The 26,838-nt window shown below is 65.7% G+C and carries 25 protein-coding genes and 1 pseudogene; 18 read left to right on the top strand and 8 right to left on the bottom strand.

The features are described from left to right. Together D5301_RS24000 and tssA are read left to right on the top strand one after the other, a co-directional pair. A pseudogene (locus tag D5301_RS24000) lies at positions 1-1,500 on the top strand (hypothetical protein); the annotation flags it as partial. Positions 1,501-1,537: 37 nt separating this feature from the next. After that, on the top strand, positions 1,538-2,572 hold the full coding sequence (gene tssA / locus D5301_RS03840) for a type VI secretion system protein TssA (RefSeq protein WP_153854831.1): 1,035 nt from the start codon (positions 1,538-1,540) through the stop codon (positions 2,570-2,572). Between the two features lie 124 nt (positions 2,573-2,696). Here tssA and D5301_RS03835 read toward each other — a convergent pair whose 3' ends face one another. Then, positions 2,697-2,981 (bottom strand): DUF2782 domain-containing protein, encoded by a 285-nt coding sequence (locus tag D5301_RS03835; RefSeq protein ID WP_110714140.1) that lies wholly within the window; start codon positions 2,979-2,981, stop codon positions 2,697-2,699. Between the two features lie 99 nt (positions 2,982-3,080). On the opposite strand from D5301_RS03835, the gene polA reads away from it, so the two are divergent. Further along, a complete protein-coding gene (polA, locus tag D5301_RS03830; RefSeq protein WP_153854830.1) occupies positions 3,081-5,855 on the top strand; it encodes a DNA polymerase I in 2,775 nt (924 codons plus the stop codon). Positions 5,856-6,223: 368 nt separating this feature from the next. Continuing rightward, on the top strand, positions 6,224-6,703 hold the full coding sequence (locus D5301_RS03825; RefSeq protein WP_110714138.1) for a YetF domain-containing protein: 480 nt from the start codon (positions 6,224-6,226) through the stop codon (positions 6,701-6,703). Positions 6,704-6,775: 72 nt separating this feature from the next. Here D5301_RS03825 and D5301_RS03820 read toward each other — a convergent pair whose 3' ends face one another. The 7 genes from D5301_RS03820 to D5301_RS03790 form a co-directional block, all read right to left on the bottom strand. After that, positions 6,776-7,939, bottom strand: a complete 1,164-nt coding sequence (locus tag D5301_RS03820; protein WP_153854829.1) for a hypothetical protein — start codon at positions 7,937-7,939, stop codon at positions 6,776-6,778. Positions 7,940-8,035: 96 nt separating this feature from the next. After that, positions 8,036-8,932, bottom strand: a complete 897-nt coding sequence (gene hemF, locus D5301_RS03815; RefSeq protein ID WP_153854828.1) for an oxygen-dependent coproporphyrinogen oxidase — start codon at positions 8,930-8,932, stop codon at positions 8,036-8,038. A 54-nt stretch (positions 8,933-8,986) separates the two neighbouring features. After that, complete coding sequence (locus D5301_RS03810) at positions 8,987-10,600, bottom strand: hypothetical protein (protein WP_153854827.1); 1,614 nt, start codon at positions 10,598-10,600, stop codon at positions 8,987-8,989. Between the two features lie 37 nt (positions 10,601-10,637). Next, entirely contained in the window at positions 10,638-11,759 is a 1,122-nt protein-coding gene (locus D5301_RS03805) for a hypothetical protein (RefSeq protein WP_153854826.1), read from the bottom strand. A 35-nt stretch (positions 11,760-11,794) separates the two neighbouring features. Continuing rightward, positions 11,795-12,352: a hypothetical protein gene (locus D5301_RS03800; RefSeq protein WP_153854825.1), complete on the bottom strand. Its 558-nt coding sequence runs from the start codon at positions 12,350-12,352 to the stop codon at positions 11,795-11,797. A 30-nt stretch (positions 12,353-12,382) separates the two neighbouring features. After that, on the bottom strand, positions 12,383-12,802 hold the full coding sequence (locus D5301_RS03795) for an NUDIX domain-containing protein (RefSeq protein WP_324187251.1): 420 nt from the start codon (positions 12,800-12,802) through the stop codon (positions 12,383-12,385). Beyond that, positions 12,799-15,168 carry a S9 family peptidase gene (locus D5301_RS03790; RefSeq protein WP_125893347.1) on the bottom strand — a complete coding sequence of 790 codons (2,370 nt, stop codon included), beginning with the start codon at positions 15,166-15,168 and terminating at the stop codon, positions 12,799-12,801. The genes D5301_RS03795 and D5301_RS03790 overlap by 4 nt, the downstream gene beginning before the upstream one ends. A gap of 161 nt (positions 15,169-15,329) precedes the next feature. On the opposite strand from D5301_RS03790, the gene D5301_RS03785 reads away from it, so the two are divergent. From D5301_RS03785 to D5301_RS03720, 14 genes are all read left to right on the top strand, one after another. After that, complete coding sequence (locus tag D5301_RS03785; RefSeq protein ID WP_153854823.1) at positions 15,330-15,782, top strand: hypothetical protein; 453 nt, start codon at positions 15,330-15,332, stop codon at positions 15,780-15,782. Between the two features lie 70 nt (positions 15,783-15,852). After that, positions 15,853-16,182: a hypothetical protein gene (locus tag D5301_RS03780; protein ID WP_153854822.1), complete on the top strand. Its 330-nt coding sequence runs from the start codon at positions 15,853-15,855 to the stop codon at positions 16,180-16,182. A gap of 37 nt (positions 16,183-16,219) precedes the next feature. Then, positions 16,220-16,873, top strand: a complete 654-nt coding sequence (locus D5301_RS03775) for a sigma-70 family RNA polymerase sigma factor (RefSeq protein ID WP_153854821.1) — start codon at positions 16,220-16,222, stop codon at positions 16,871-16,873. Next, positions 16,870-17,085 carry a hypothetical protein gene (locus D5301_RS03770; RefSeq protein ID WP_110714128.1) on the top strand — a complete coding sequence of 72 codons (216 nt, stop codon included), beginning with the start codon at positions 16,870-16,872 and terminating at the stop codon, positions 17,083-17,085. The genes D5301_RS03775 and D5301_RS03770 overlap by 4 nt, the downstream gene beginning before the upstream one ends. 278 nt (positions 17,086-17,363) lie before the next feature. Next, complete coding sequence (locus D5301_RS03765; RefSeq protein ID WP_110714127.1) at positions 17,364-17,675, top strand: hypothetical protein; 312 nt, start codon at positions 17,364-17,366, stop codon at positions 17,673-17,675. Positions 17,676-17,726: 51 nt separating this feature from the next. Then, a complete protein-coding gene (locus D5301_RS03760) occupies positions 17,727-18,938 on the top strand; it encodes a hypothetical protein (RefSeq protein ID WP_153854820.1) in 1,212 nt (403 codons plus the stop codon). After that, positions 18,935-19,753: a hypothetical protein gene (locus D5301_RS03755; RefSeq protein ID WP_153854819.1), complete on the top strand. Its 819-nt coding sequence runs from the start codon at positions 18,935-18,937 to the stop codon at positions 19,751-19,753. The genes D5301_RS03760 and D5301_RS03755 overlap by 4 nt, the downstream gene beginning before the upstream one ends. Positions 19,754-19,786: 33 nt before the next feature. Next, positions 19,787-21,085 (top strand): ABC transporter permease, encoded by a 1,299-nt coding sequence (locus D5301_RS03750; RefSeq protein ID WP_110714124.1) that lies wholly within the window; start codon positions 19,787-19,789, stop codon positions 21,083-21,085. Between the two features lie 13 nt (positions 21,086-21,098). Further along, a complete protein-coding gene (locus D5301_RS03745) occupies positions 21,099-22,286 on the top strand; it encodes an ABC transporter permease (RefSeq protein WP_228756301.1) in 1,188 nt (395 codons plus the stop codon). Between the two features lie 129 nt (positions 22,287-22,415). Beyond that, complete coding sequence (locus tag D5301_RS03740; protein ID WP_153854818.1) at positions 22,416-23,813, top strand: cytochrome ubiquinol oxidase subunit I; 1,398 nt, start codon at positions 22,416-22,418, stop codon at positions 23,811-23,813. Between the two features lies 1 nt (position 23,814). Beyond that, positions 23,815-24,828, top strand: coding sequence for a cytochrome d ubiquinol oxidase subunit II (cydB, locus tag D5301_RS03735; RefSeq protein WP_005414876.1), 1,014 nt, complete (start codon positions 23,815-23,817; stop codon positions 24,826-24,828). A gap of 217 nt (positions 24,829-25,045) precedes the next feature. Beyond that, positions 25,046-25,789: a beta-ketoacyl synthase chain length factor gene (locus tag D5301_RS03730; RefSeq protein ID WP_110714121.1), complete on the top strand. Its 744-nt coding sequence runs from the start codon at positions 25,046-25,048 to the stop codon at positions 25,787-25,789. Then, positions 25,782-26,579 carry a lysophospholipid acyltransferase family protein gene (locus D5301_RS03725; protein WP_324187255.1) on the top strand — a complete coding sequence of 266 codons (798 nt, stop codon included), beginning with the start codon at positions 25,782-25,784 and terminating at the stop codon, positions 26,577-26,579. Before D5301_RS03730 ends, D5301_RS03725 begins: the two co-directional genes overlap by 8 nt. Continuing rightward, the gene (locus D5301_RS03720) at positions 26,566-26,823 is read left to right on the top strand and encodes a phosphopantetheine-binding protein (protein WP_005411610.1); all 258 of its coding nucleotides are present in this window, start codon (positions 26,566-26,568) and stop codon (positions 26,821-26,823) included. Before D5301_RS03725 ends, D5301_RS03720 begins: the two co-directional genes overlap by 14 nt. Positions 26,824-26,838: the final 15 nt, after the last annotated feature.

Raw genomic sequence — 26,838 nt, 5'->3', positions numbered from 1 at the left:
GGTGATGCCGTGGCCGTGCAGGGCCAGCAGGTGGCATTGGCCAGCGATGGCGCCCTGCAGCTGCAGGGTGTGACGGCAGGCAGCCTGGTCGCGCGCAGTGCAGAACGCCTGACCCTGTCCGCGGCCGACGTTGCCGGCAATGTGACGCTGCAGGGCCAGCAGCTGCACTTCGGCACGACACATGTGGGTGGCAACCTGCAGGCCACGGGTAGCAACGGCATCGATCAGGACGGCACGCTGCGCGTGGATGGCAGCACCGACCTGCGCAGTGATGCGTCGATTGCACTGGGATCGGCTGGCAACGAGCTGCGTGGCGTGGTGTCGCTGGCTGGCGTGGGTATCGATCTGGCCAGTGCGGGCGACCTGCGCATCGGTTCGCTCGACAACCGCAGCGCCGCAGTTCGCCTGCAGGCAGGAGGCTCGCTGAACCTGCCCACCGGCGTGATCGATACCGGCGGCGGTGACCTGCAGCTGCTGGCCGGCGGCGCATTGCAGTTGCCGGCGGCGTTGCGTGGAAACAACATCACCCTGCGCAGCGGCCAGGACCTGCAGCTCGGCCAGGACGTGCTGGCTGCGGGGGAACTGCAGCTCGGCAGCGGTGGCGCGCTGACCCAGAGCGGTGGTGTGCTGGCCGCACAGCGCCTGCAGGGCAGCGCCGGCGGCAAGGCCAGCCTGCGCGGCGACAACCGTATCGCCACGCTCGGTGACTTCAGCAGCCAGGGCCTGGAGCTGCGGACCACGCAAGGGCTGCAGGTGACCGGCAATGTGCAGGCTGGCGCGCAGGGCCTGCTCGACGTGCATGGTGGTGATCTGCAGCTCAATGGCAGTGTGCAGGCGGGCCAGCTGCGCCTGCAGTCGTCCGGCGCGATCCGTGCCGGTGCTGGTGGACGCCTGCTGGCTGATCAGCTCAGCGGACGCGCCGCCGGGCCGACGATGCTGGGCGACGCCTCGCAGTTCGTGGCCAATGCCATCGGTACCCTCGGCGATTTCCAGTCGCCCGCAGGCTTCAGTCTGACCAACGCCGGTACCCTGGCCCTTGCCTCGCTCAACGGCAGCGCATTCAGTGTCGATGCGGGCAATAGTGGGTTCTACCTGAAGGTGCAGGGCGGTGACATCCGCCAGCTGGGCACCACGCCGGTGCTGGCCGGTGCCAGCCACTGGTGGTCCAGCGGCAGCATCGGCACCCAGCCCTTGCCGATCTATCTGACCAGCGCCGGCAGCAGCCACGTGGTGGACTTCATCGGCCGCCCACCGGCGTACTTCTATGGCATCGGTATGGATGGACTGCCGCTGGTGGTGGGCGGCGGCCTCAACCTGCCCACGGCGATCGTTGGCGCGCGGACCCAGGGCAGCGTGCTGCCGCGGGTTGCCTATGTCGACATGGGCGCATTGAGTGCCCAGTACCGCGCGTTCGGCATCGTCCAGCCCGGCATCCGCCTGCCGGCCGACCAGACCGTGGCCTGTGACAGCGGTGACCCGGACGCGGAGTGCGCGCAGTGAATCCCACCCTGCCTGGCCACTGGCCGTGGAGGCTCTGATGGACCGCAACGACCTGCTCGACCGCCTGTGTGCGGCACTGCCCGAGGGCGGCGCCTGTGGTGACAACCTCGAATACGATCCGGCCTTCCTGGCCCTGGACCAGGCGGCGGCGGCGCGCGCCGAGCGGGTCGTCGGCGACAGTGTGCTGGCCGCTGAAGAACCCGACTGGGACCGGGTCGGCGAGCAGGCGCTGGCACTGCTGCAGCGCACCCGCGACCTGCGGGTGGCGGTGCATCTGGCCACGGCATGGAGCCGGCAGCAGGGCTGGGCGGGTTGGGCCGATGGCCTGCGCCTGGTGCAGGGCCTGCTGCAGCAGCAATGGGCCGGGGTGCATCCGCAGCTGGATGCGGAAGACGATGACGACCCGACTGCCCGGGTCAACGCGGTGCTGGCGCTGGCCGATCCGCTGGGGGCACTTGGTCGCCTGCGCGTGCTGCCCTTCGTGCAGTCGCCGCGGCTGGGGCGCTTCGCCCTGCGTGAGCTGCGTCTGGCCGAAGGCACGTTGAAGGGGGCGGCAGAGTCCCCGCCTTCGCCGGGCCTGGAGGAGATCGACGCCTGCTGCCTGGATTGCCCGCTGGAGATGCTGGCGGCCAGCACCGAGGCTGCGCGGCAGTCGCTGCAGGCGGCACGCGCGATCGATCAGTTGCTGGGTGAACAGCTGGGACCGGCGGCTCCGGACCTGAAACCGCTTCTGGACGATCTGGCCACGCTGGATCGCTACCTGCAACCGCGCTGGCAGGCACGCAGCGGCAGCCAGGCCGGTGTGGGCGACGAGGAACATGACGCGTCACAGGACAGCGACAGCGCAGGTCCGGTCTCAACCCGCAGCCAACGCATCGAAAGCGCCGACGATGTGCGCCGGCGGCTGGACGAGATCTGCGAGTACTACGCGCGCTGCGAACCGTCCAGCCCGGTACCCCTGCTGCTGCAGCGGGCGCGTCGCCTGGTCGGTGGCGACTTCCTCGCCCTGCTGCGTGACCTGGCGCCGGGTGGCATGGACGAAGTGGGACGGGTGGTGGGCCGCACCGAATAGACCCACGCCCTGCGTGGACGGGCGTCGCCCGATNCCGCACCGAATAGACCCACGCCCTGCGTGGACGGGCGTCGCCCGATGGGGCAGAGCCCTTTCCTGCGGAAAGGGATCCGACCCTGTCAGATCACCAGCTGTAGAGCTTCCAGTACACCGGCGACACGCCGTCCTTGTCGTTGTCCATGCGGCCATCGCCGTTCTTGTCGTACATGTAGAACGGCGCACCGCGCGACGGGGTCACCTTGACCATGCGCAGCTGGCCGGACACGCGGTATTCCTCGATGACATCGCCGTTGTCCATGGTGCGCTTGGACACATCCGCGCCCTTGACGTCGACCGGGGGAGCGCCCGCGCCACCCATGCTGGCGCAGCCGGCCAACAGGAGCAGGGAGGCCAGCATCAGAGTCTTCATGGGTGGGGTTCCTTTGCCTGGAAAGAGCCTCGATTATGCCCCATCGCCGCGTACGTGCCGTGTCGCCGCGGTGCAGGCACGGGCGCGTAGAATCGACCCATGAGCAGATTAGTCCTGATCGACGGGTCCAGTTACCTGTACCGCGCGTTCCACGCGCTGCCGCCCCTGTCCAATGCACAGGGTGAACCCACCGGCGCGCTGTTCGGCGTGGTCAACATGCTGCGCTCGACGCTGAAGGAGCGCCCGGCCTACGTGGCGTTCGTGGTCGATGCGCCCGGCAAGACCTTCCGCGACGACCTGTACGAGCAGTACAAGGCCAACCGCCCGCCGATGCCCGATGAGCTGCGCAGCCAGGTCGAACCGATGTGCCGCATCGTCGAGGCGCTGGGCATCAGCATCCTGCGCATTCCCGGCGTGGAGGCCGACGATGTGATCGGCACGCTGGCGCTGCAGGGCCTGGCGCAGGACCTGAAGGTGACCATCTCCACCGGCGACAAGGATTTCGCCCAGCTGGTGCGCCCGGGCATCGAACTGGTCAACACCATGACCGGCAGCCGCATGGATTCGGATGCGGCGGTGATGGACAAGTTCGGCGTGCGCGCCGACCAGATCATCGACCTGCTGGCGCTGATGGGCGACACCGTCGACAACGTGCCGGGCGTGGAGAAATGCGGTCCGAAGACCGCCGCCAAGTGGCTGGCCGAGTACCAGCACCTGGACGGCGTGATGGCGGCCGCGCCGACCATGAAGGGCAAGATCGGCGAGAACCTGCGCGCCGCGCTGGAGCGCCTGCCGCTGAACCGCGAGCTGGTGACCATCCGCACCGACGTGGAGCTGGACGCCAGCCCGACCACGCTTGCCCTGCGTGAGCAGGACGTACCGGTGCTGACCGAGCTGTACACGCGCTATGGCTTCACCCAGGCGCTGAAGGAACTGGGTGCACCACTGCCGGCGCCCGCGGCGGCCAGCGAAGCTACCCCGAGCCTGCGCGGTACCGCCGCCGGCTTCGCCCGTGGCAGCGCCGAGGCCCCCGCTGCTGGCACGCTGGATCCGGCGCTGGCCGCGCCAGGTGAATACGAGACCGTGCTGACCAGCGAGCAGCTGCAGGGCTGGGTCGAGCGCCTGCAGCAGGCCGATCTGATCAGCTTCGATACCGAAACCGATGCGCTGGACGCGATGCGCGCGCGCCTGGTCGGCGTCAGCCTGGCGGTCGAGCCGGGCAAGGCCGCCTATATTCCGGTCGGCCACGATTACCCGGGCGCGCCGGCGCAGCTGCCGATGCAGCAGGTGCTGGATGCGCTGCGCCCGGCGCTGCAGGACCCGGCAAAGAAAAAGCTGGGCCAGCATGGCAAGTACGACCTGCATGTGCTGCGCCGCCATGGCGTGGAGGTGCAGGGCTACCACGACGACACCATGCTCGAGAGCTTCGTGCTCAACTCCACCGCCACCCGCCACGACATGGATTCGCTGGCCCTGCGTTACCTGGGCTACAGCACCATCAAGTTCGAGGACGTGGCCGGCAAGGGCGCCAAGCAGATTCCGTTCTCGCAGGTGGGCATCGACGAAGCCAGCCGCTATGCGGCCGAGGACGCCGACGTCACCCTGCGGCTGCACCGCGCGCTGCAGCCGCAGCTGCTGGCCGAGCCGGCGCTGGACAGCGTGTACCGCGACATCGAGATGCCGCTGGTGCCGGTGCTGACCACGATCGAAGCCAATGGCGTGCGGATCGACACCGACGAACTGCGCCGGCAGAGCCAGGACCTGTCCTCGCGCATGCTGGCCGCGCAGCAGAAAGCCACCGAGCTGGCCGGCCGCAGCTTCAACCTGGATTCGCCCAAGCAGCTGCAGGCGGTGCTGTTCGACGAGCTGAAGCTGCCGGCGGTGGTGAAGACCCCCAAGGGCCAGCCCAGCACCAATGAAGAGGCGCTGGAGGCGATTGCCGACCAGCACGAGCTGCCGCGGGTGATCCTGGATTACCGGGGCCTCGCCAAGCTGCGCAGCACCTACACCGACAAGCTGCCGGAGATGGTCAACCCGGACACCGGCCGGGTGCATACCAGCTACCACCAGTCCGGTGCTGCCACCGGCCGCCTGTCCTCCTCGGACCCGAACCTGCAGAACATCCCGATCCGCACCGAGGATGGCCGCCGCATCCGCCGCGCGTTCATCGCCCCGGAGGGCTTCCAGCTGCTGGCGGCCGACTATTCGCAGATCGAGCTGCGGATCATGGCGCATCTGTCCGAGGACCCGGGCCTGGTGCGTGCCTTCGAACAGGGCGCCGACGTGCACCGCGCCACCGCCGCCGAGGTGTTCGGCCGCACGCTGGAGGAAGTGACCCCGAACGAACGCCGCGCGGCCAAGGCGATCAACTTCGGCCTGATGTACGGCATGAGCGCCTTCGGCCTGGCCCGCAACCTGGGCATCGACCGCGGCCAGGCGCAGGACTACGTGGCGCTGTACTTCAGTCGCTACCCGGGCGTTCGCGACTTCATGGAGCGGATGCGCCAGCAGGCCCGCGACCAGGGCTACGTGGAAACCCTGTTCGGCCGCCGCCTGTACCTGAACGACATTCATGCCCGCAACCAGGGCTTGCGCGCCGGTGCCGAGCGCGCTGCGATCAACGCACCGATGCAGGGCACCGCCGCCGACATCATCAAGCGCGCGATGGTGGATGTGGACCAGTGGTTGCGTGACAGCGGCGCACCGGCACGGATGATCCTGCAGGTGCACGATGAACTGGTGTTCGAAACCGAAAGCAGTTTCGTTGAAGACTTGCGTTTGCAGGTGGTCGAGCGCATGTCGCAAGCGGCCAAACTGCGGGTGCCGTTGGTGGTCGATACCGGTGTCGGTAACAACTGGGACGAAGCCCACTGAGTGCATTTCAGGCCGAAAACGACGTGAATTCGTTCATCCGCCGGAGCTTTCTGACTCGATCATGAATGTTGCCCTGATGGAAGTTCATTAAATTGGGCCCCTTCACGAACCGTTAGTGTTCGGAGTGCTTCTATAACTCTCGACAGGCGCAACGCCTGTTGTGGATCTCTCCCATCCCCTGGAGCAGATCTCGGAACGGGGACTCCTCCCCAAGTGCCCGTTCCCCGGCCCCGTTGACCTCCCCCTGGTCAGCGGGGCTTTTTATTTGTGCTGTCACAACCTCGGATGGGGTCAGATCCCTTTGCCCATCGGGCAAAGGGATCTGACCCCGGATGCTAGGCTGGGCCACCGATCCGCAGGGGAAGACAATGCCCGACCTGTTCGCACTGGCGATGCCGTGGTGGGAGTTCATCCTGCGCGCGGTGGTGGTGTATGTCGTGGTGCTGGGCATGGTCCGGCTCAGTGGCAAGCGCCCGCTGGGGCAGATCACCCCGTTCGACGTGCTGCTGGTGGTGCTGCTGGGCAACGCGGTGCAGAACGCGCTGCTGGGCACCGATACCTCGCTGGGCGGCGGCCTGCTGCTGGCGGCCACCCTGATCCTGCTCAACTACGGAGTGGGTTGGGTGAGTACCCGCAGCCGGCGGGTTGAACGCCTGGTAGAAGGAGAACCGGTGGTGATCGCACGCGATGGCCGCCTGTTCGACGCCGTTCTGCGGCGGGAACAGGTCACCCGCTCGGATTTCGAGGCCGCCATGCGCCAGCAGGGCTGCCTTGGCGTGGAAGATGTCGAGCTGGCCTTGCTGGAGATCAACGGGCACATCACCATCATTCCCAGGAAGAGCACCTGACTTGTAGAGCCGAGCCATGCTCGGCTGCACTGGGTTTCAGCCGAACATGGGCTCGGCGCTACGCGGCATCGTTCATGGCGTGCAGCGGGCGTTGCCCGCAGCAGGCTTGCGCTCGTAATAGGCGAAACGGTTGCCGCTGTCGATGCCGACCAGGTTGCCGTTCTGCAGCAGTTGCAGCACGAAGTCGCTGCCGATATCGCGATGGATGAGGATGCGGCCTTCGCGCAGGCTCGCACGCAGTGGCTGTTCGCGGCCTCCGGCCTCGACCACGCCACCCTCGAGGAAACGCAGCTGCGACAGCACGCTGCGCTCGGCTTCAAAGCTGCCACAGGGCATCGCGGTGGCTGGCACTGGCGTGAGCGCGGACGCGGAGGCGCTGGCAAGAACGGCAAGGTCCTTGGCAGGCCCGCAGGCCGGGGCATCCGCGCGCTGAGCACAGGAACGCTGCAGCGCATCGCGGGCCTGCTGCAGGCGGCCACCGCTCCACAAGGCTTCGGCGACGTCGGCGCAGAATGTTTCGCCCTGTTGCACGCGGCACAGCTCGGTCAGCTCATCCAGCTGTGCGGGCGGCAGCGGCGCATCCACCGAATGCTGCAGGCCGAGCAGGGCCTTGCCCATCATTTCCGAAGCGATCTTCCTGGCCACTGCGGTGCAGCCCTCGGCGTCGAACGACGGTGACTCCTCCTTGCAGATCTCGGGCATCGGCGGTTCGGACGTTTCCGGCGCGGCGTCCTTGGCCTGCTGCTGGTAGGTCTCCAACAGCTGGGAGCAGGCCGCGCCCACGCCCTCGGCACACCAGGCGTGCAGCTTCACCGGTGCGGCCTCCGGCAGCGCCTCCAGGCACTCGGAGGTGTTCATCACGCAACCATCTTCGATGGGCTCGGGCATCGTCTTGCAGGCGGCGGCGTGCTCACGGGTGAACTCGCGATAGGGCGTGTTGATCGTGCGGTCGTTGTCCGAGAAGTACCAGTTTTCCAGGCGGCCGGTGGACAGGTTGCCGGTGCCGAGCACATCTTCCTGGCGGGCGATGCGCAGTTCCTCGGTGGCCTGGTAGGGGCCGGACAGGAAGCCGTGGCCTTCGCTCTCGATGGTCAGCGTGATAGTGCCGCCGCTGTCCTTGTAGGTGCCGCAGGCCATCGATTGCGCGGCAGCCGGCAGGCTGGCCGAGGCCAGCGCGAGCAACAGCAGGGAGCGCCAACCCGCAGCGCGGTGGCGGAGGGCAACAACAGCAGGCATGACATCATCCTTGAAGAAGAAAGAACACGACCTGCCCGGTGCAGGACGCACCGCAGGCAGGAGAAAGCACCACGCCCCAGGCGCGGTGCCGGAAGATCAGAGCCAGTCGCGCGGCACCAGGTAATCGGCCAGGCGTGCCTCGGCGCTGCCCGCTTCCGGACTGAAGCCGTACTCCCAACGCACCCGCGGCGGCAGGCTCATCAGGATGCTTTCGCTGCGGCCGCCGCTCTGCAGACCGAACAGCGTGCCGCGGTCATAGACCAGGTTGAACTCCACATAGCGGCCGCGACGGTACAGCTGGAACTCGCGCTCGCGCTCGCCGTAGAGGGTGTCCTTGCGCTGCTGCACGATCGGCAGGTAGGCATCCAGGAAGCCATCGCCGACCGCGCGCAGGTAGTCGAAATCGCGCTCGAAGTCGCCGTGCAGGTCGTCGAAGAACAGGCCGCCGACGCCGCGCGTTTCATTGCGGTGGCGCAGGAAGAAGTACTCGTCGCACCAGCGCTTGTGCGCGGCATAGCGCTCATCGCCGAACGGGGCGCACAGGTCGCGCGCAACCTGGTGCCAGTGCTGCACGTCCTCGTCGAACGGATAGAACGGGGTCAGGTCGAAGCCGCCGCCGAACCAGCTGGCCACCACTTCGCCATCGCGCTGCGCCTGGAAGAAGCGCACGTTGGCATGGGTGGTCGGCACGTAGGGGTTGAGCGGGTGGAACACCAGCGACACCCCGGTAGCGCGCCAGGAGGCACCGGCCAGTTCCGGACGGTTGGCCGAGGCCGACGGCGGCAGGCGGCTGCCGGCCACGTCGGAGAAGCCGATGCCGGCCTGCTCGAACACCGCGCCATCACGCAGTACGCGGGTACGTCCGCCACCGCCCTCGGCACGCTGCCACAGGTCTTCCTGGAAGCGGGCCTGGCCATCGACGGCCTCGATCGCCGCACAGATGCGGTCCTGCAGGTCGGTGAGGTAGGCGCGCACGCGCTCGAATTCGTTCATGGCGCGTACTTTACCGCAGGGCCTGCCCAAAGCTGCGGGCAGGCCCTGGCGGGCTCAGCGCTTGCGGTTGGAATGGCGTGGCGGCGGGGTGTCGTCTGATGCCGCGTCATCGGCTGCCTTCTGCAGCGCGCGGCCCAGATCGATCAGTTCCCAGTTCTGGGTTCCGAGCACATCGCAGGCCACATGCAGGCCGCTGCGGTCGGTCTTGCACAGTTGCTCCAGGACTGCTCGTGCGTTCACTTCGACACCGTTGCCCTGCGCGGTGACCAGGTTCTCGCACCCTTCGCGGACGCCGGCGCGGCAGACCGTGGTGTAGTGCTCGGCGGCCTGCAGCCAGTTCCCGGACAGCGCAAGGCGGTTGCCAAGCATGTTGCAGCCCTGCAGCTTGCCCTGCGCGCAGCAGGCTTCCGCCCCGCCGGCAGCGAGCGCCTGCGGGCAATCCTGTGGTAGCGGCAGCACGGTGTACTGCTTCGGTGCACTGCAGCGGCTCGGGCCCTCGTCAGTGGGGGTGAACACCTGGAAACGGGTCCAGGTATCCAGGCCCAGCAGTTGGCCGCCAGGCAGCGGGCGCAGCACGAAGTCGCCGCCCCGGTCGTGGCGGATGCGGATGTCGCCCGCTTCGACGCGTGCGCGAAGATGGCTGCTCCAGCCCACACCGACCAGGCCGGCATCGCCGAAGTCCAGCGTGTCCATCAGGCCGCCGTCGGACCGGTAATTGCCGCAGGGCAATGCAGTCGCGGGCTGCGGTCGCAGCGATGCGACCACCGCCTGCAGTGCGGGCAGACGCTCACAGACGGAGCGCTCGTTGCCGGCGGTGCAGGCCGCCGCCAGGGCCTGCACCGCCTGCAGGTGATCTCCCGACTCCCAGGACAGTTCGGCCACGCGCTCGCAGAAGCCGGCCTGCGCTGTCTCCCGGCACAGTTGCAGCAGTTGCTGGCGTCGCTGTACAGGCATGATCACCGGTGAGTCCGGGCCAGCCATCGTCACCATGGCTTCGGTCATGGCGGCCGTCATCGCGGCCTTGACCAGCTGCTCCTGCACTGCGGGGTCGGCCTCGAGTGCGGCCGCACACGCCGGGGTTCCCTGTTCGAAGCCGCCATCGTCACAGGCGGCGGGGAGTTTGATGCCCGACAGGGCCGCGTCGAGCGCTGCCTTTGCCAGGGCGGGATCGGCCTCGACCGTGGGTTTAGCCTCCTCGTGCCAACGATCAGCCAGTTGCAGGCACATGCCGGGCACGCCCTCGCGACACCCCGCTTCCAGGGCGGCCGGGGTCGCTTCGCGACGGTTGTCCAGGCACGCCGTCGCATCGGCCAGGCAGCTGCCTTCAGCCGGTATGGCCGCTGCGGCGCACTGTGCGGGGGTCTGCAGGAGGTAGACCGTGCCATCCACCTCGACCGTGCGGCGACGATCGCGAACCTGCAGCGCACTGGGCAGGCCGTACTCCAGATTCACCAGTTGCAGCTTCCCGTCGATCTGCTGGAACACGACCGGAGACGGCGCACTGCCGAAGTGCTTCTGCTCGCCACGGTTGGGTGAGCTGATGCGCAGCGTGCTGCTGCCTTCATCGGCCTTGAACAGGCCGCATTGCAGTGACTGTGCGGAGGCCATCGGCGCGGCCAGCAGCAACGCCCAGGCCAGCCAGCGGCGGCGCGGTGCGGGTGAATGCATGTCGTCTCCTTGACGATCGAACGGGAAACTCCAGGCGCTACGGCGAACCACGGCCCTCGCGCGGGGGCATGCATTGTGCCGTGCCTGGCACGGGCTGGTAACGCTGGTAGGCCGTCTGGTTGTCCATGCCGAGCAGGTCGCCGTTGCCGAGCTGGCGCAGCACGAACGTTTCGCCGTTCTGTTGTAGCTGGACGGCGCCTTCGTGCAGGCGGGCCTGCGTGCCGTCGCCGAAGTCGAAACTGTCGAACTGGCCACCGTCGGCCTGGTAGCGGCCACACGGCACATGTTGGAGCGCCACCAGGTGCAGGTCGGCGCCGAGTTCACGCAGCGGTGCGGTACGTTCGCAGGCACTGACGCGTCCAGCATCGCAGACCACCTGCAGGGCCTGCACCGCCAACGCAGGTTGCAGCGCGTCCAACTGTTGCGCGGCTACTTCGATGCAGAAGCGGCCACCACGGTGTTGCAGGCACAGCTGCTGCAGCTGTTGCAGCGCCGCCAGGGGCAACGGCGGTCCCTTCGGTGCCTTCTCGGCCTGTTCCAGGCGCTGATCAACCCGTCGCATCGCGGCAGCCAGATCATCGTCGGTCAGCGCTTCGCAGACCTGAGGATCGTGGGTGGGGGCGTGCTCGCGGCAGGCTGGCGGGCGCTCGAAGTGCGCACTGCCGGCGCCATCGGTCGCTGCCGCGGTGTTGCTTTCGAGTCTCTGCTGCAGCAGCGCCGAGCAACCGGCGCCCACACCCTCGTCGCAGGCGCGCCGGGCCTGGCCGGGCGAGGCCGTTGGCAGCTGCACCATGCAGTAACTGCCAGCAGCGCGGCAGCTGCCGGCCACAGCGCTGGGCTCGACAGCGCAGGCCCTGGGCTGGCGCAGGGTATAGACCACGAACACGTCGTCCTCGATGCGCCGCCCATCGGTGCTGATCCGGATCGGCTCCGCCACGCCATCGTCGAGCATGACCAGGCGCGTCTGTGCCGCACTGCGATCGACCCACAGCGGCTCCGGCTCACCGATGCCGTTGTCGCGGTAGCCGCTGCTGTGGGTGGTGAACACCAGGGCCATGCCGTCGTCGACACTGCGGTACTCGCCGCATTGCAGGGCATCGGCGCTGGCAGGCAGCGCGGCGAACAGCAACAGGGCAGGGAAAAGTGTCAGCAAGCGCATGCGACGGTCCTTGTCGTGCGAGAAGGGGACGGGGCTCAGTGGAAGCGCGAGCGGATGTCGGGTCGCAACAGGCGCCAGGCCAGCCAGCCCTGCAGGCCCAGGAACAGCACCGAAGTGCCCAGCAGGGTGAAGGTCATCATCCAGCGACGCGGCTGCAGCGATTGCTGCATCTCCGGCTCGTCGGCAAGCAGCACGATCATGTCGCGCATGAATACGTCCAACCACCAGGTGATCGCGAAATTGGCCAGTGCGCTCACCAGCAGCATCACCACGAAGCACCACAGGCCCCAGCGGCGCTCGCGCAGCAGCCCCCAGCTGGCCACGGCCGAGACCAGGCAGAGCAGTGCGGTGATCATCGAGGCACCCACCGGGTGCGCCAGCAGCCAGGTCAGGCTGTGCATCTGCCGATGCTGTGCTTCACCCGCCAGCAGCTGCCAGAGTGGAGCGTCGTGCAGCGGCCACACCAGCAGACCCTGCAGCGCGAAATAGCCGGCCAGCAGCGCGGACAGCCAGAAGGAGGCCTGCACCAGTGGCCGAATCCACGCGTGGTAGGGCGAAGGCTGCAACGAGGGCGGCGGGAGCGGCACTGACATCCGGTGTCCTTGCAATCGGTGCCCGCGCGATCAGCGGGCCGTCACCCGGGTGGCGACGGCCGGCAGGATATGGTGTTCGCTTAGCGGTGCCAAGGGCAGGCCGTGCGGTGGCTGCAGCGGCACCCAGGCCAGTTCGGCGATCTCCGCGCGTGCCTGTGGCCTGCCGTCCACCTGTACCCACCAGGCCTGGGCCTGCACGCGGTGGCCGGGCTCGTTCACCGCCCAGTCCTGGAACGTGCCCAGCGTGATGGAGGCATCGGTGCACAGCTGCACGCCGAGTTCCTCGTCCAGCTCGCGGGCCAGCGCCTGCAGTGGCGCTTCGCCGGGTTCGGGCTTGCCGCCGGGCTGGATGAAGCGGGTGGCGCCGTGCTTGCGCACCACCAGCGCCCGGCCGCGGTCATCCAGGATGACCGCGGCCACGATGTGGATCGTGGCCGCGGCGTTGCTCACTTCAGGTTCTGCTCGAACAGCTTGAGGATGCGCTTGTACTGGTCCAGCCAGGAATCGGCGCGGACGTAGCCGTGGCGCTCCAGCGGGTACGGTGCGATCGACCAGTTGTCCTTGTGCAGTTCGATCAGGCGCTGGGTGAGGTTCACCGAGTCCTGGAAGAACACGTTGTCATCCATCATGCCGTGGGCGATCAGCAGGTTGTCCTGCAGGTTCTGCGCGTACTCGATCGGCGAGGACACGCGGTACGCCTCCGGATCGATGTCCGGGGTGTTGAGGATGTTGCTGGTATAGCCGTGGTTGTACTGGTGCCAGTCGACCACCGGGCGCAGCGCGGCGCCGGCCTTGAACGTGCCCGGCGAGCGGAACAGGGCCATGAAGGTCATGAAGCCGCCGTAGGAACCGCCGTAGATGCCGGCGTGGTCGCGGTCACCCTGCTGGGTATCGACCAGCCAGTCCAGGCCGTCCTTGTAGTCTTCCAGTTCCGGGTGGCCCATGTTGCGGTAGATCGCAGTACGCCAGTCGCGGCCGTAGCCCTCGCTGCCGCGGTAATCCATGTCCAGCACGATGTAGCCCTTCTGCACCAGCAGGTTGTGGAACATCTGCTCGCGGAAGTAGGCCGGGTAGCGCTGGTGCACGTTCTGCAGGTAGCCGGCGCCGTGCACGAACATCACGATCGGGTACTTCTTCCCCGGTTCCTTGTTTTCCGGTTCGTAGTACTTGGCCCAGACCACGCCGGCACCGTGCTTGGACGGCACCGCCACCAGCTTCGGCTGGATCCACTGGCGTGCCTTGTAGTCGGCCGTGCGGGTGTCGGTCAGCACGCGGGCCTGGCCACCGGTGCTCGGCAGCACGGCCAGCTGCGGCGGCAGGTAGGCACCGGAATAGCGCACCAGCAGCTGCTGGCCGTCCGGCGACAGCGAGAAGTCTTCCACGCCGTTGAGGCTGGTCAGCTCGCGCACCTGGCGGCTGCCGGTGTCGACCGCGCAGACTTCGTAGTCATGCGGGGCCTGCTGGTTGCACAGGAAGTAGAAGCCCTTGCCATCGGCCGACGGCACCGGCGCCGAGGTTTCCCACTTGCCGCTGGTCAGCGCCTGCGGCTTGGCGGTGCCGGCCTGGGTGTACAGGTGCGAGAAGCCCGATTCCTCCGACAGCAGCCACAGCGTGCGGCCATCGGCCATCCAGCCGAAATCATTGAAGCCCCAGTTGATCCAGCCGTTGTCGGTCAGGCGATGGCGGTTCTGCACGCGGCCATCGGCAGCGTTGACGCTGATGATCCAGCGGTCCTTGTTGTCGTTGGCACGCAGCATCACTGCGGCCTGCTGGCCATCGGGGCTCCAGCGGATGCCACCGCCCATGAAGTCGCTCATCACTTGCAGGCTGCGCTCGCCCTTCAGCGCGTCCTTGCCGGCCTTGCGGCGCAGCTCGGCCAGCGGATCGGTGCTGATGCCAGGCAGGCCGGCCAGCGAAACCTTCTCGGCCTTGCCGGTACGCACGTCCACGTACCACAGGGTGTGCGGCTCGAAGCCGTTGCGGCCGACGCGGGTGCGGGTGTCTTCGGTTTCCTCGTAGCCCGACTCGGTCACGTACAGCGGCATCTTGCCGCCGCGGCCGTCATCGAAGTCCTTCGGCTTGGTCACCACGATCAGGTGGGTCAGGTCCGGCGACAGCACGCTGTCGGCGATCTCCACGTCGGTGCCCAGGTACACCGGGCCCGGTGCGCGGGTCGGGTCGGCCTGGCGCCAGCGCTGGTCCTGGTCCTTCAGTGCTTCGCGCTGGTCGCGGTCGCGGCGCAGGGTTTCCAGCGTACGCAGCTGCTGGTCGCGCAGCACGTCGGCCTTCGGCGGCGTGCGCGGATCCTTCTCGGCCTTCAGGCTGGCCACCTGCTGCACACCGCTGGCAGCGGTCCAGTGGAACCAGTTCTGGCCAACGCGCCAGATCACGCCATTGTCGGCAGCGAAGTTCACGTTGCCCGCGCGCTCGTTGCTGCGGGTCAGCTGGGTCAGCGCGCCACTGCGCAGGTCGCGTACGAACACGTCGCCATTGCGGACGAAGGCGCTGCGGCTGCGGCTGCGGTCGTAGACCGGCTCGGCCACGTCCAGGGTGCCACGCTGGTCATCGGCCACCTGTGCGGCCACGCCACCGGCCACCGGCTGGCGGAAGGTATCGCGCACCGGGCTGCCGTTGCGCTTGAGCTGGTATTCCACCTGCTGGCTGTTCCACGACCACCAGGCCTTCTCGACCGGCGGACCAATCCAGTCCGGGTCGGCCATGGCCTGTTCGATGGTGATCGGCGTCGGCGCGGCATGCGCAGCCGGTGCGGCCAGCACGGCCGACAGCAGGAGGGACAGGGGCAGCACTCGGGACATGGGCGGACGGCACCAGAAGAGGAAACCGGCCAAGCGTAGCAGCCGCAAGGGCCCGGGGCAGGGGCCACAGGTCATGGCAGCGGGATTGGCAAAATGGCCCCGCCCGGGTCGCTGCGGCGGCGTGTGCGGCATGATGGCCATTCCGTTCGGATGGAACCGATATGTACTGCTACGACTACAGGATCTCTCTGGGCGTGCAGCACCCCACAGAGGCCGGCGCCGGGATTGCCGCCCGGCTGGATCTGGAACCAGCGTTCTCCCGAGATGTCGGGACCGGATACAGGGATCGCGACGGCAGCCTGATCAGGGTGCATGCGGAGACCCGCGCGGTGTTCGTACTGGAGAGGGGCAAGGACGGCTGGCTGATGGATGCCTGGCCGGCGTTGATCGATCTCCTGCGGGCACGTACCGACGTGATCAGGGAGCTGCTGCAAGAAGGAGCCGGGATCGGCCTGCGTGTCGGCATCTTTGGAAAGACCGCATGGGCGGGTTTTGTGCTGGATCAGCAGCTGCTGCGACTCATGGCGGACCTGCAGCTGGAGTTTCAGGTGGAGACCTATTTCCCGGACCCGGTGGATACGCCCGGCACCAGCGACGAGGTGGCAGGCACCTAGTGCAACCGGTTGCCGTGGTCGCGCATCCATTCTCCTGAACCCGCATCATCCACCGAACAGGAGCCCGACCATGCAGGAACTCATCCCGATCACCCTCTTCATCTGCATCGCCTACGCGATCCACGCCATTGCCGATGCGCGCGCGCGCAGCAAGCTGGTGGCCCCGCACGTGCCGGAGGAAGTGATCCGCTCGCTGGCGGTGCTGGAAGAAGAGCGCCGCCGCCAGGGCGCGCTGCGCTGGGGCATCAGCCTGGTCTGCCTGGCCCTGGCCCTGGCCCTGCTGGAAGCCATCGGTGCCCGTGACCTGACCTTCGGCGCCGCCGCCGCGCTGGTCGGCAGTGCTGGCCTGGGCCAGCTGCTGGCCTGGCACTTCACCCGCCCCGCCGCACGCAAGGGCTGAGCCGGCGCATGCCACGGGCACAGGGGACGCCCCGCAGATGAGCCTGCTCGGCGAAGCATTGTCGGCACTGCGGGGCCGTCGCCGCCACGATGCAGCAGCGGCGGCACCGCCCGCCGAGCCGCTGGACGCGGACCAGGCCCTGGTGCGGGCCATCATCGACGGTTCGCAGGCGGCCTTCGCGCAACTGGTTGAAACCCATCAACGCACCTGCGCGCATGTGATCGGACGCATGGTCGGCGACCGCGACCAGGTCGCCGACCTGCTGCAGGAGACCTTCCTGGCCGTGTTCCGCCAGCTGCACCGGTTCCGCTTCGAATCCTCGCTGCGTACCTGGGTTTCGCGGGTGGCCTACACCACCGCGCTACAGCACCTGCGCCGGCGACGGCTGGAGGCGCAATGGATGGTGGCGGTGGAAGTGCCCGAGGAACTGGGCGTCGGCGATGAAGGTCCGGGGCCGGCTGAACTGAGCGAGACCCTGCAGGCAGGGCGCCAGCTCGGCACAGCGCTGGAACGGTTGAGTGCACCGCAGCGCCTGATCGTCGGCCTGCATTACCTGGAGGATTTCGATCTAGCCGAGATCGAACAGGTGACGGGGCTGGCGCGCGGTACCATCAAGAGCCACCTGCACCGCGCGCGCCAGGTCCTGAAGCAGGAACTGACGCGACATGCCGCCGCCGGAGAACTGCTGTGAGCCCATCGACTGACCCTCGCGATGCGGAAGAACGCGCGCTGGCGCAGGCGTTGCGTGAGCAGACGCAGCAGGAAGAAACACCGGATGTGAGCGAGGCGCTGCAGAAGCGCATTGCCGCTGAGTCGCGCGACGGTGGTGTGGGCTATGTGGTGGTGCAGGTGGTGTTGTTGGGTGCGTTGGTGGCGGCAGCGGCCTGGTACTTCTGGCATTAAGCGATTTGTAGGCTGACGTCAGTCGTATCCGGCATGAATCTTCCTCCGCCATTCCCAATGTCGCTGATTCGGACAATCCCCCGCACCCGACGGATTGCGTCATCTCCAGACGCTACGTGAAGATCCCCACACTGAGGATAATTGCAAAGGAATCTGCAGCTATTGATGTCGATGACGCTGCTGGAAAAATCTAAATCGTCAGCAATCGTTGACGCTGGCCAGGAGCCGAACAAGCTCTCGGCCATATCCAGCAGTATCAACTTCAAAGGAGCTGAATAATGTCGAAGATCTGCAAGTCCGTGCTTCTTCCTCCGGCACTCATTGCAATGCTTGGTCTGGCCGGAATCGCATCTGCTTCGCAGGAGAGTGCGTCCAATGATCTCACGCAGATCCAGAACGCCTCTGTGCTGGACATCACTCTCGTCAGTGGGACGGAGTTGCAAGAGGGAACCAGCGATAACGAGATCGCAGGGGTTCAATGTACCAACTACTCAAGCGGTGGTACCCACTGCGGTCACTACTCGTCAGGTGATGCAGAAGAACTCCAGTTTGCGCACGTAGTTCCTGACGTCCAGAAGTTCAACGTCTAAGAACGCGGACGGTCGCCCATTGGGGGGCCGTCCGTCACCAAGGAGAGGTTGATGAGAACTTCCGTAGAGGATCTCAGGAGAGCAATTGAAGATCCATGCAGAACGGTTGACGTTTGCTCAGTACTGCTGGATGCATGGTTTGAAGTAACTCCACGTCGTTTGGGTGAGGCTCTTTCAAAATTCAGAGATGAGCGGATTGAGAATAAAGGTCATATTGAGAATTTTGAAAGAACATTCAAGAAATTGGATCCTGCGGCGAGAAGAAGATTGCTTGGCTCCCCATGGGTTTCCGGATTCATGGATGATCCAGATGGGGTGTCCCATGAAGATGCAGATGGAAGGCCTGTCACGACCATCGAAGCGCTTCATCTCGCCGCAATGGCGGAATGTCCAGTTGCTCCCATCCATGACGAAATGGGCGAACTTCACCGAGGGACGGTAATCGAAAGTCCTCTTGGGGAGTGGGTGATCAGGCGGAGTGAATCCGGGCTTGAAAAGGTCGAGCGCGCAAAAGTAGGAGGTGTGATCGCTCTGGACGTGGATAGTGGGCTGGCGCGTCGAAACGAGCCGGAGAGCGGAACGTTCTGCAATCCATTCCTGAGCATCTCATCAGAAGAGCTTGTTGTAATCCAAGACAAGCTGGAAGCGGCCATGGGGCTGGTGGACGAAGCCACTCCACACCTGGGTCTCCTGATTCGGACATTCACAAGGCGTGTGCTTGTCAGGAAGTCGATCGAGTCGGATGATCAGGCTTCACCTCTGAATCTTGGATCCGAGTATCGGCCGATTCATGCAGGTTGCATCCGAATTCTCAATGTCCACAGGCCGGAAATGACCGTGGATCTTTGCGCAGAGGCAATTCTGCATGAGTCCGTCCACTCGTACCTCTCCGCCTATGAAGAGGTACATGGGAAGTTCATGTCAGGTGCAATCAGGGTTCGTCCGGTCTCACCCTGGTCAGGTAACTTCATTCCAAACCACTCACTGGCGCACGCGGTTTTTGTCTACTACGCCATCCATCAGCTTCTCGGGAGGTTGGTTGGTATCGGTGCTGGGGTTGGAGAAGAAGCCGTGAGGAGAATGAAGCGACGGCTGATGCACGTAGCAGGCGGATTCTTCATCGAACGGAGGATCTCGACGCTGTTCGTATTGGAGTCACCCGCGTCGGTGCAGCTGATGGCAGTCGTGGATGAAATTCAGGAGGAGATCAGGGCCGAGTACGGGCAGAGAATGCCAAAGGAAATGTTGGAGAGCGCGGCATGAAGGTTCCAACCATTGTCATCCACTCCGATCCGGAAGACGCCGTCGCAGCCGTGCTGAGAGATGTCCAAGGCGTGAGTGTGATCCATCTGGACGAACTGACTCAAAGTTGGTGCGTTCAGGAGGCAGAGATCATTGAACCCGTAGTGGAAATGTGGATTCCTAGCATGGGGTCCGCCTACATCATCAACAGAGTCTTCGATCTCTCTTGCACCGAGATTGGCAAGCGTCTTCGTGCATTCGGATTGCATGAGAACTGGGCACACACAGCTTTGGGTTCGGTTCTATCGCGAGCGCACGCACTGGCACACGGAATTGGTCCTCGCGGAGTGAGTAGATCGCTTCTCCCCTTGAATGTGCAGTGGAAGCTTCTTTCCGAGCGTATCCCAGACATAAAAACACCAAATTTCGCCTTTGGGTTCGGTCATCGAATGCCTGATATGTCGCATCTGGACAAATTCGTACAGAAGTCAGTCTGGTCTTACTTCCGATGGAATGGTGATTCTGATGTCGCAGAAGGGGAGCGGCAGTGGCATCCGTTCTTCGTCGAACAGCCACAAGGCATCCCAATCATATGTAGTTATCACGGAGAGGCGTTCGCACTGAGTTTCCCAAGGGGGCGGCCCAAGGCGGATCTTGGGGCCTTTCCCGCTCTCGTATACGCATGCCGGGAGTTGTTCGACAGCAGGATGGGCGAGATTCTGGCGTACCAAGAAGACGAAAGTCTGACCTTCTGCGCCTGCAGCCCATACATGGCTGGAATAGGTGAGCTGGGAGAAAGGGAGCAACTTCTTCTACAGGGAGTTCCTTCGAGTTGAAGTTGAGGGCTCTGCAAAGGCCAAGGAGGGTACGTGCACGGTTACTACATCAAAATGTCGTTGATTCGATTCAAGCAGAGAGTCGGCACTCATCTGGCAATCGCTCTTATGTTGGGTGCGGGGGTAGGGATCACCACCGTGATGCTTTCCATTGTTCTCCAGGCATCGTCGGATCCCGCTCCAGGCCGGAGCTCGGCATTGTTCCGCCCGTACCTTGACGCGCGTCCAGATGCACTGCGCAGTGGCTCTCCGGATCCTGGTCAGCCACTGACCTGGCCAGACGCGAAGGTGCTTCTGAACCAAGGCCGGACGTGGAAGCAGGCAGCAATGGCAGGGGGCGCGGTGACGCTCTCCCGGCCGGGAGAGTCCAGCGCAAGACTGCGCGCCAGGTTCGCCACGTCCGAACTCTTCAGTGTCCTTGGCATTGCCGTTGTTCAAGGGCGGGCATGGACCGCCGAGGAGGGGCATGCTGCGAGTCGAGTAGTCGTCCTGTCGCGTGCGCTCGCAGAGCGCGAGTGTACACAGGACTGCGTTGGTCATCGGTTGGAACTGGGCAGACGCACCTACACCGTTGTGGGTGTCGCGGAGGATTGGCATCCGGTGCCAATGTTCCAGGGAGATCTCACACGCCGACCGTTTGTGCAACCTGACGAGATCTACCTGCCGGTTGAAACCGCAATCGCAGACAAACTGACTGTTGTGGACGGGACGGCGATCTGGGGTGGTGACCAGGACACGGATCTTGCAGGGGCCAACGTTTCCTGGCTTCAATTGTGGGCGTGGCTGCCCACCGCAGATGATGTTGCCACTTACCGCGCGAGTCTGAACGCCTATGCGCAGGAAAAGGGGCTTCGAATCGGGCCAGGCACCCAGCAGGTGGCACTCTGGCCGCTGATGGATTGGCTGGACAGGCTGGGATTGGTTCCGGAGCAGGCCAGGATGCAGCTTCGGTTGTCGCTGATCCTTCTCGGTGTGTGCATCGTCAATGCGGCGGCGCTGCTGAGCTTCAGTCTGGGGCGCCGTCGGCGGGAGCTCGCGATACGACGTGCACTGGGAGCGCGACGCCGAGACGTGTTCATCCAGCTCATGTGGGAATCCATCGCGGCGGGCGTCGCAAGTAGTGCGCTCGCTGTCGTCACCTACACGCTGGGAATCCGGGTGGTTGCTGCGGGAGACGTTCTGCCCAGCGCGATAACAGCAATGCATGCTGGGGCAATGCTGATGGCGGCTGGTCTGGGAGTCGTCACGACGTTGCTCTGTTCATTGGTCCCATCGATTGAAATCTGCAGGGTCAGCTCACTGTCGAGTGCCTTCGCGAAGGGGGCTGCCTGAAATGTTCGAATCAATGAGGGAGACCCGACGGCACCTGGGAAGCGCCGCACTGCTTGCAGTGCAGGCTGCGCTTGCAAGCCTGGCATGTGCATTCGCACTGCAATCTGTGCTGGACAGCTTCGCCAGATTGAACACCCGCAGCATCCGGGAAGCAGTATCGATTGGTGTGGTCAGGGTCTCGGATGTCGAAGAAGGCGCTGATGCTGCAGTGCTGCGGGCAGACCTGTCTGCGATCCGGCTGCCCGGTGTTCAGGACACGGCTGTGAGCGACGCTGTTCCGTTCGGGGGAAGAGCCCATCGATACGGCGTGTGCACCAGCGAGTCGGCCATGGCGTACTCGATGAACGCGGGTACGACAGACGTTGCTGGATGTGATCGCATTCCTGTGGTAACTGCCAGCTCTGGCTTGCTGGCGATGCTGGGCGCGGGAATCGTCCTGGGGCGGGATGCCACAGAGGACGACATGGCTGAAGGTGCTCCGGTGGTGCTGATCAGTGAAGCGCTGGCTGCCCGTCTGTTCGGAACGGAGCGTGCTGTTGGCCGCCACCTGCATTTCGGCCCCGGCAGCAGCCGGGTCATCGTGGGCGTATTTGCGTCTGTTGCTGGACCGGCACCAGGAGGCAATGAGCGAGACTTGCAGTGGGCGCTGCTTCCGGGCCTTCCCATGGGCGCCAGTCGCTATTATCTGGCGAAGTGGAGGTCGGAGGTTGATCGTTCTTCGCTTGATCGCATTGTCGATGCGCTGCAGCGGCCCTATCGGATCGTGAATCCGGCGGGTGTCGAGACGCTGTCGGGATATCGCGACGCCTACGTCAAAGCCGATCGATTCGCTACGACCGTGCTCGCCATCATGACCGCGGTTGTTCTGGGTGTTCTGATGGCAGGAGTTTCCGGGGTCGTAGGTGCGTGGCTCGATCGACGCCGGCAGTCCATCGGGATCCGACGCACATTGGGTGCGCGCGGATCCGTGATCTTTGCCGAAATCATGTTCGAGGTTTCACTGTTCACCACGTTGGGCGCCCTGCTCGGGGCGATGTCGTTGCAGTGGATAGGGTCGCCGCAGGACGGCATCACAGGGTCACCGTGGGTCTCGATACTGAGCGCTGTCGTGCTGGTGATGGCGACCTGCTTGACCGCACTGGTACCCAGGGCCCTGCGAATCGCCAAGGAGCTGCCCTTGACCTTGCTGAAGCCCCTATAGCCCATTCATCCTGGCATCCAGCTTCACCTGCGACAAAGTGAAGCAGCGCGTCACCCGGTCGCATCCCGGCTTAACGAAATCCTCCTAAAGTGGTCCGGTATCCCACCGGTCACAGGCAGGAGGCGTCCCTTGGACGCGTTGTTGTTGTCCCGGATCCAGTTCGGATTCGTCATCAGTTTCCACGTGTTGTTCCCCGCCTTCACCATCGGTACGGCCAGCTGGCTGGCCTTCATCGAATGGCGGTGGCTGCGCACGAAGTTGCCCGTGTGGCGCGAGCTGTATTTCTTCTGGCAGAAGATCTTCGCCGTGTCGTTTGGCATGGGCGTGGTCAGCGGCATCGTCATGGCCTTCCAGTTCGGAACCAACTGGCCACGATTGAGCGAAGTGGCCGGCACGGTCATCGGACCGCTGCTGACCTACGAGGTGCTGACCGCGTTCTTCCTGGAAGCCAGCTTCCTCGGCGTGATGATGTTCGGCTGGGGCCGGGTCTCGCCGCGCCTGCATTTCCTGTCCACCTGCATGGTGGCACTGGGCACGCTGTTCTCCACGTTCTGGATCCTGTCGTCCAACAGCTGGCTGCATACGCCGGCGGGCTACGAGATGATCAACGGCATCGTGCATCCGGTGGACTGGTGGCAGGTGGTGTTCAACCCCTCGTTCCCCTATCGCCTGGCGCACATGGCGCTGGGTTCGTTCATTACCACCTGTTTCGTGATTGGTGGCGTGGGCGCGTGGTACCTGCGCAAGGGCACGCACGTGGAAGCGGGGCGGCGCATGCTGATCGCGGCGGTGGCGTTCGCCGCACTGACCGTGCCGGTACAGATCTTCGTCGGCGACATGCATGGCCTGAACACGCTCAAGCATCAGCCGATGAAGATCGCGGCGATGGAAGCGCACTGGCATGAAACCAAGGAAGGCGAGGGCGTGCCGCTGGTGGTGTTCGCGCTGCCGAACGAGAAGGAAGAGCGCAACGACTTCGAAGTGGCAATTCCGAAGCTGGGCAGCGTCATCCTCACCCACAGCCTGGACGGCACCTTCGACCCTCTCACCTCGGTGCCGGCCAGCGAACGTCCGCCGGTGACGCCGGTGTTCTTCGCCTTCCGCATCATGGTCGGGCTGGGCACGCTGATGCTGCTGCTGGCCTGGGTGTCAGCGTTCCAGCTGTGGCGCAGGAAGCTGCTGGATTCGCCGTGGCTGCTGCGCGGCTGGAACTGGATGCTGCCCAGCGGTTTCATCGCACTGCTGTCCGGTTGGTTCGTCACCGAGATGGGGCGCCAGCCGTGGGTGGTGTATGGCGTGCTGCGCACCGCCGATGCGGTGGGGCCGCAGAGCGCGTGGATGACTGCGCTGTCGCTGGGCGTCTATGTGGTTGGCTACGCCTTCGTGTTCGGTTGGGGCATCTGGTACCTGGTGAAGATCCTGCGGCATGGGCCGCAGCCGTATGCCGAGGGGCCGTCGCTGGACCATGGCAGCCATACCCCGGCACGTCCGTTGTCGGCCGCCGATGAACCGCTGGAGGAGCGCTGACATGGACCTGATGACCTGGCTGCCGGTGGCGTGGTTCGCGGTTATCGGCTTCGGCGTGCTGATGTACGTGGTGCTGGACGGCTTCGTGCTGGGCATCGGCATCCTTGCCCCGTTCGCTGAGGACGAGGAACAGCTGGACCTGATGATGAACACCGCCGCGCCGATCTGGGACGGCAACGAGACCTGGCTGGTACTGGGTGGCGCCGGCCTGCTGGCGGCGTTCCCCAAGGCGTACGCAGTTCTACTGTCGGCGCTGTACCTGCCGGTGCTGCTGCTGGTGGTGGCACTGGTATTCCGCGGTGTGGCCTTCGAGTTCCGCTTCAAGGCGCATCGATCGCGCCGGTTGTGGAGCGTGGCGTTCGGCCTCGGTTCGCTGCTGGCCACGTTCGCCCAGGGCGTGATCCTCGGCACCCTGGTGCAGGGCATCCCGCTGGTGGACGGCGTCTATCAGGGCGGGCCGTTCGCCTGGTTCAGCCCGTTTGCGATGCTGACCGGCGCCGCGCTGGTGGCCGGCTATGCGCTGCTGGGCAGCACCTGGCTGATCCTGAAGACCGAAGGGCGCGTGCAGGCGCTGGCGCGGCAGATGACCCGGCCGCTGGTGGTGGCGGTGATCGCGGCGATGGGCCTGGTCAGCAGCTGGCTGCCGTTCCTCGATTCGCGCCTGATGGCGCGCTGGTTCAGCGACGGCAACTTCTGGTGGCTCTCGCCGGTGCCGTTGCTGACCCTGGCGGTGGCCGCCGCGCTGTGGCGCAGTGCCACCCACCCGCGCCGTGACCTGCCGCCGTTCCTGCTCAGCCTGGCCCTGTTCGTGCTCGGCTTCCTCGGCCTGGTGCTGGGCATGTGGCCTTATCTGCTGCCACCGTCGATGACCCTGTGGCAGGCCGCCGCGCCGGCGTCGTCGCTGGGCTTCACCCTGGTCGGGCTGGTCATATTGCTGCCGGTCATCCTCGGCTATACGGCGTGGTCCTACCGGGTATTCCGCGGCAAGGTGCACGCCGACACCGGTTACCACTGATCGATTGAACACGGGGCCTGCCGTTGCCGGGCCCCGTGTTGGGGAATGTGAAACCTGCACACTCTGGGCGGGACGTGCTAGCGTGCGCTCCTTTCCGGCGGCCAGGGGGGCAGCCGGCGACGTCCTGGACGGACGCACGGCTGCAGGAACGGGGGGCCGCCGCGCGTCGCCGTAGTGGCTCGTGCCTATCGTTCTCCCGTTGAAGCACCATCGCTAAATGATCGAATTCTCCATCGTCGACTGGGCCGCCTGGGCGCCCGGCCTGAGTGAGCGTAGCCAGTGGCTGGGCTGGGCCGATGCGCCGTACCTGCCGCACGGCGGGGACACGCCGGCGCTGGCCGAAGTGCCAGCGATGCAGCGCCGCCGCATCGAGCGGCTGGGCCGGATGGCGATCCAGGCCGCGTGCTGGTGCGAGGATGGACAGGGCGCGGACAGTGACGTGCCGCTGGTGTTCGCCAGCCGCCACGGCGACGTGGCCCGTTCGATGGACCTGCTGGGCGCGCTGGTTGGCGAGCAGCCGCTGTCGCCGACCGGATTCGGCCTGTCCGTGCACAACGCGATCGCCGCGCTGTACTCCATCGCCCGCGGCCACCGCGGCAATTACCTGGCGCTGGCCGCCGGGCAGGCGACGGTGGAGGCGGCCTGCCTGGAAGCCGCTGGCCTGCTGGCCGAGGGTGCCCGCGAGGTGCGGGTGGTGGTCTATGAATCGCCGCTTCCCCAGATTTACGCGACGTTCGCCGACGAACCTGACCCGTTCTTTGCATGGTGCTGGCGCCTGACTGCCCCGGCAGAGGGCCGGCCGACGCTGTCGCTGCAGTGGCATCCGGCGGAAGGCCAGGCCACCACTGCGCCAGGCCTGTTGCCGCATGCGCTGGACCTGCACCGCTTCCTGCTGTCTGGTGCGCCGGCGCTGGAGCATGTCGCTCACGGCCAGCGCTGGTGCTGGGGGCGCCGTGGCTGAGGCGCTGCGCCGCCTCGATCATGCCTGGCGGGTGTTTGGTACCGGCCTGAGCTTTGTCGCATTCGGCGTGGGCGGCCTGCTGCTGGGCGTGCTGGTGATGCCGGTGCTGCTGATGATGCGCGACCCGGTGGTCCGCCGCCGCCGGGCCCGCCGCGTGGTCCAGGTCGCCTTTGCCAGCCACCTGCGCCTGATGCGCGCGCTGGGGGTGATGACCTACCAGATCGAGGGCGGTGAACGCCTGCAGCGCGACGGTCTGCTGGTGCTGGCCAATCACCCGACCCTGATCGACGTGGTCTGCCTGATCTCGCTGCTGCCCAACGCCGACTGCGTGGTGAAGCGGGCCGTGGCCTGCAACCCGTTCATGCGCGGCCCGGTGCGGGCGGCCGGCTACATCGCCAACGATGACGGCGCCGGCCTGGTTGATGACTGCGTGGCGGCGGTGCATGCCGGCGGCACCCTGGTGATCTTCCCGGAGGGCACCCGCAGCGTGCCCGGACAGCCTCCGCGGCTGCAGCGCGGGGCCGCCAACATCGCCGTACGGGGCCGGCTGGACATCACCCCGGTGCGGATCACCTGTACCCCGCCCACGTTGACCAAGGGACAGAAGTGGTATCGTGTCCCCTCACGTCGCTTTCACGTTCGGCTGCAGATCGGCGAAGATATCCCGATCGCGCCCTTCCTGGCCGATGACGACTCGCCAAGGGGGGATGCCTTGGCAGCACGCCGCGTCACCGAGCACCTTTCTCGTTACTTCGACCTGTCTGGAGATCCGAACCGTGCAAGCACTTGAGCACGAGATCAAGGAATTGATCATTTCCTCGCTTTCGCTGGAGGACATCACGCCGGAGGACATCGATCCGACCGCGCCGCTGTTCGTGGAGGGCCTCGGCCTGGATTCGATCGACGCGCTGGAGCTGGGCCTGGCGCTGCAGAAGAAGTACGGTGTCAGCCTCTCGGCCGATTCGGAAGAAACCCGTCGCCATTTCTCCAGCGTGCGCGCGCTCGGCGAGTTCGTCGCCGCCCGCCAGTCGTAACGGCGCCAGGAATTG

Origin of the sequence: Stenotrophomonas sp. MH181796, assembly GCF_009659995.1 — a bacterium.
Taxonomy (GTDB): Bacteria; Pseudomonadota; Gammaproteobacteria; order Xanthomonadales; family Xanthomonadaceae; genus Stenotrophomonas; species Stenotrophomonas riyadhensis.
Note: the sequence above shows the minus strand (reverse complement) of the source record. Positions and strands in the feature narration are given on the sequence as shown.

Coding starts and splice junctions, on each gene's coding strand:
- tssA (WP_153854831.1), top strand. CDS start 1,538: ATGGACCGCAACGACCTGCTCGACCGCCTGTGTGCGGCACTGCCCGAG.
- D5301_RS03835 (WP_110714140.1), bottom strand. CDS start 2,981: ATGAAGACTCTGATGCTGGCCTCCCTGCTCCTGTTGGCCGGCTGCGCC.
- polA (WP_153854830.1), top strand. CDS start 3,081: ATGAGCAGATTAGTCCTGATCGACGGGTCCAGTTACCTGTACCGCGCG.
- D5301_RS03825 (WP_110714138.1), top strand. CDS start 6,224: ATGCCCGACCTGTTCGCACTGGCGATGCCGTGGTGGGAGTTCATCCTG.
- D5301_RS03820 (WP_153854829.1), bottom strand. CDS start 7,939: ATGCCTGCTGTTGTTGCCCTCCGCCACCGCGCTGCGGGTTGGCGCTCC.
- hemF (WP_153854828.1), bottom strand. CDS start 8,932: ATGAACGAATTCGAGCGCGTGCGCGCCTACCTCACCGACCTGCAGGAC.
- D5301_RS03810 (WP_153854827.1), bottom strand. CDS start 10,600: ATGCATTCACCCGCACCGCGCCGCCGCTGGCTGGCCTGGGCGTTGCTG.
- D5301_RS03805 (WP_153854826.1), bottom strand. CDS start 11,759: ATGCGCTTGCTGACACTTTTCCCTGCCCTGTTGCTGTTCGCCGCGCTG.
- D5301_RS03800 (WP_153854825.1), bottom strand. CDS start 12,352: ATGTCAGTGCCGCTCCCGCCGCCCTCGTTGCAGCCTTCGCCCTACCAC.
- D5301_RS03790 (WP_125893347.1), bottom strand. CDS start 15,168: ATGTCCCGAGTGCTGCCCCTGTCCCTCCTGCTGTCGGCCGTGCTGGCC.
- D5301_RS03785 (WP_153854823.1), top strand. CDS start 15,330: ATGTACTGCTACGACTACAGGATCTCTCTGGGCGTGCAGCACCCCACA.
- D5301_RS03780 (WP_153854822.1), top strand. CDS start 15,853: ATGCAGGAACTCATCCCGATCACCCTCTTCATCTGCATCGCCTACGCG.
- D5301_RS03775 (WP_153854821.1), top strand. CDS start 16,220: ATGAGCCTGCTCGGCGAAGCATTGTCGGCACTGCGGGGCCGTCGCCGC.
- D5301_RS03765 (WP_110714127.1), top strand. CDS start 17,364: ATGTCGAAGATCTGCAAGTCCGTGCTTCTTCCTCCGGCACTCATTGCA.
- D5301_RS03760 (WP_153854820.1), top strand. CDS start 17,727: ATGAGAACTTCCGTAGAGGATCTCAGGAGAGCAATTGAAGATCCATGC.
- D5301_RS03755 (WP_153854819.1), top strand. CDS start 18,935: ATGAAGGTTCCAACCATTGTCATCCACTCCGATCCGGAAGACGCCGTC.
- D5301_RS03745 (WP_228756301.1), top strand. CDS start 21,099: ATGAGGGAGACCCGACGGCACCTGGGAAGCGCCGCACTGCTTGCAGTG.
- cydB (WP_005414876.1), top strand. CDS start 23,815: ATGGACCTGATGACCTGGCTGCCGGTGGCGTGGTTCGCGGTTATCGGC.
- D5301_RS03730 (WP_110714121.1), top strand. CDS start 25,046: ATGATCGAATTCTCCATCGTCGACTGGGCCGCCTGGGCGCCCGGCCTG.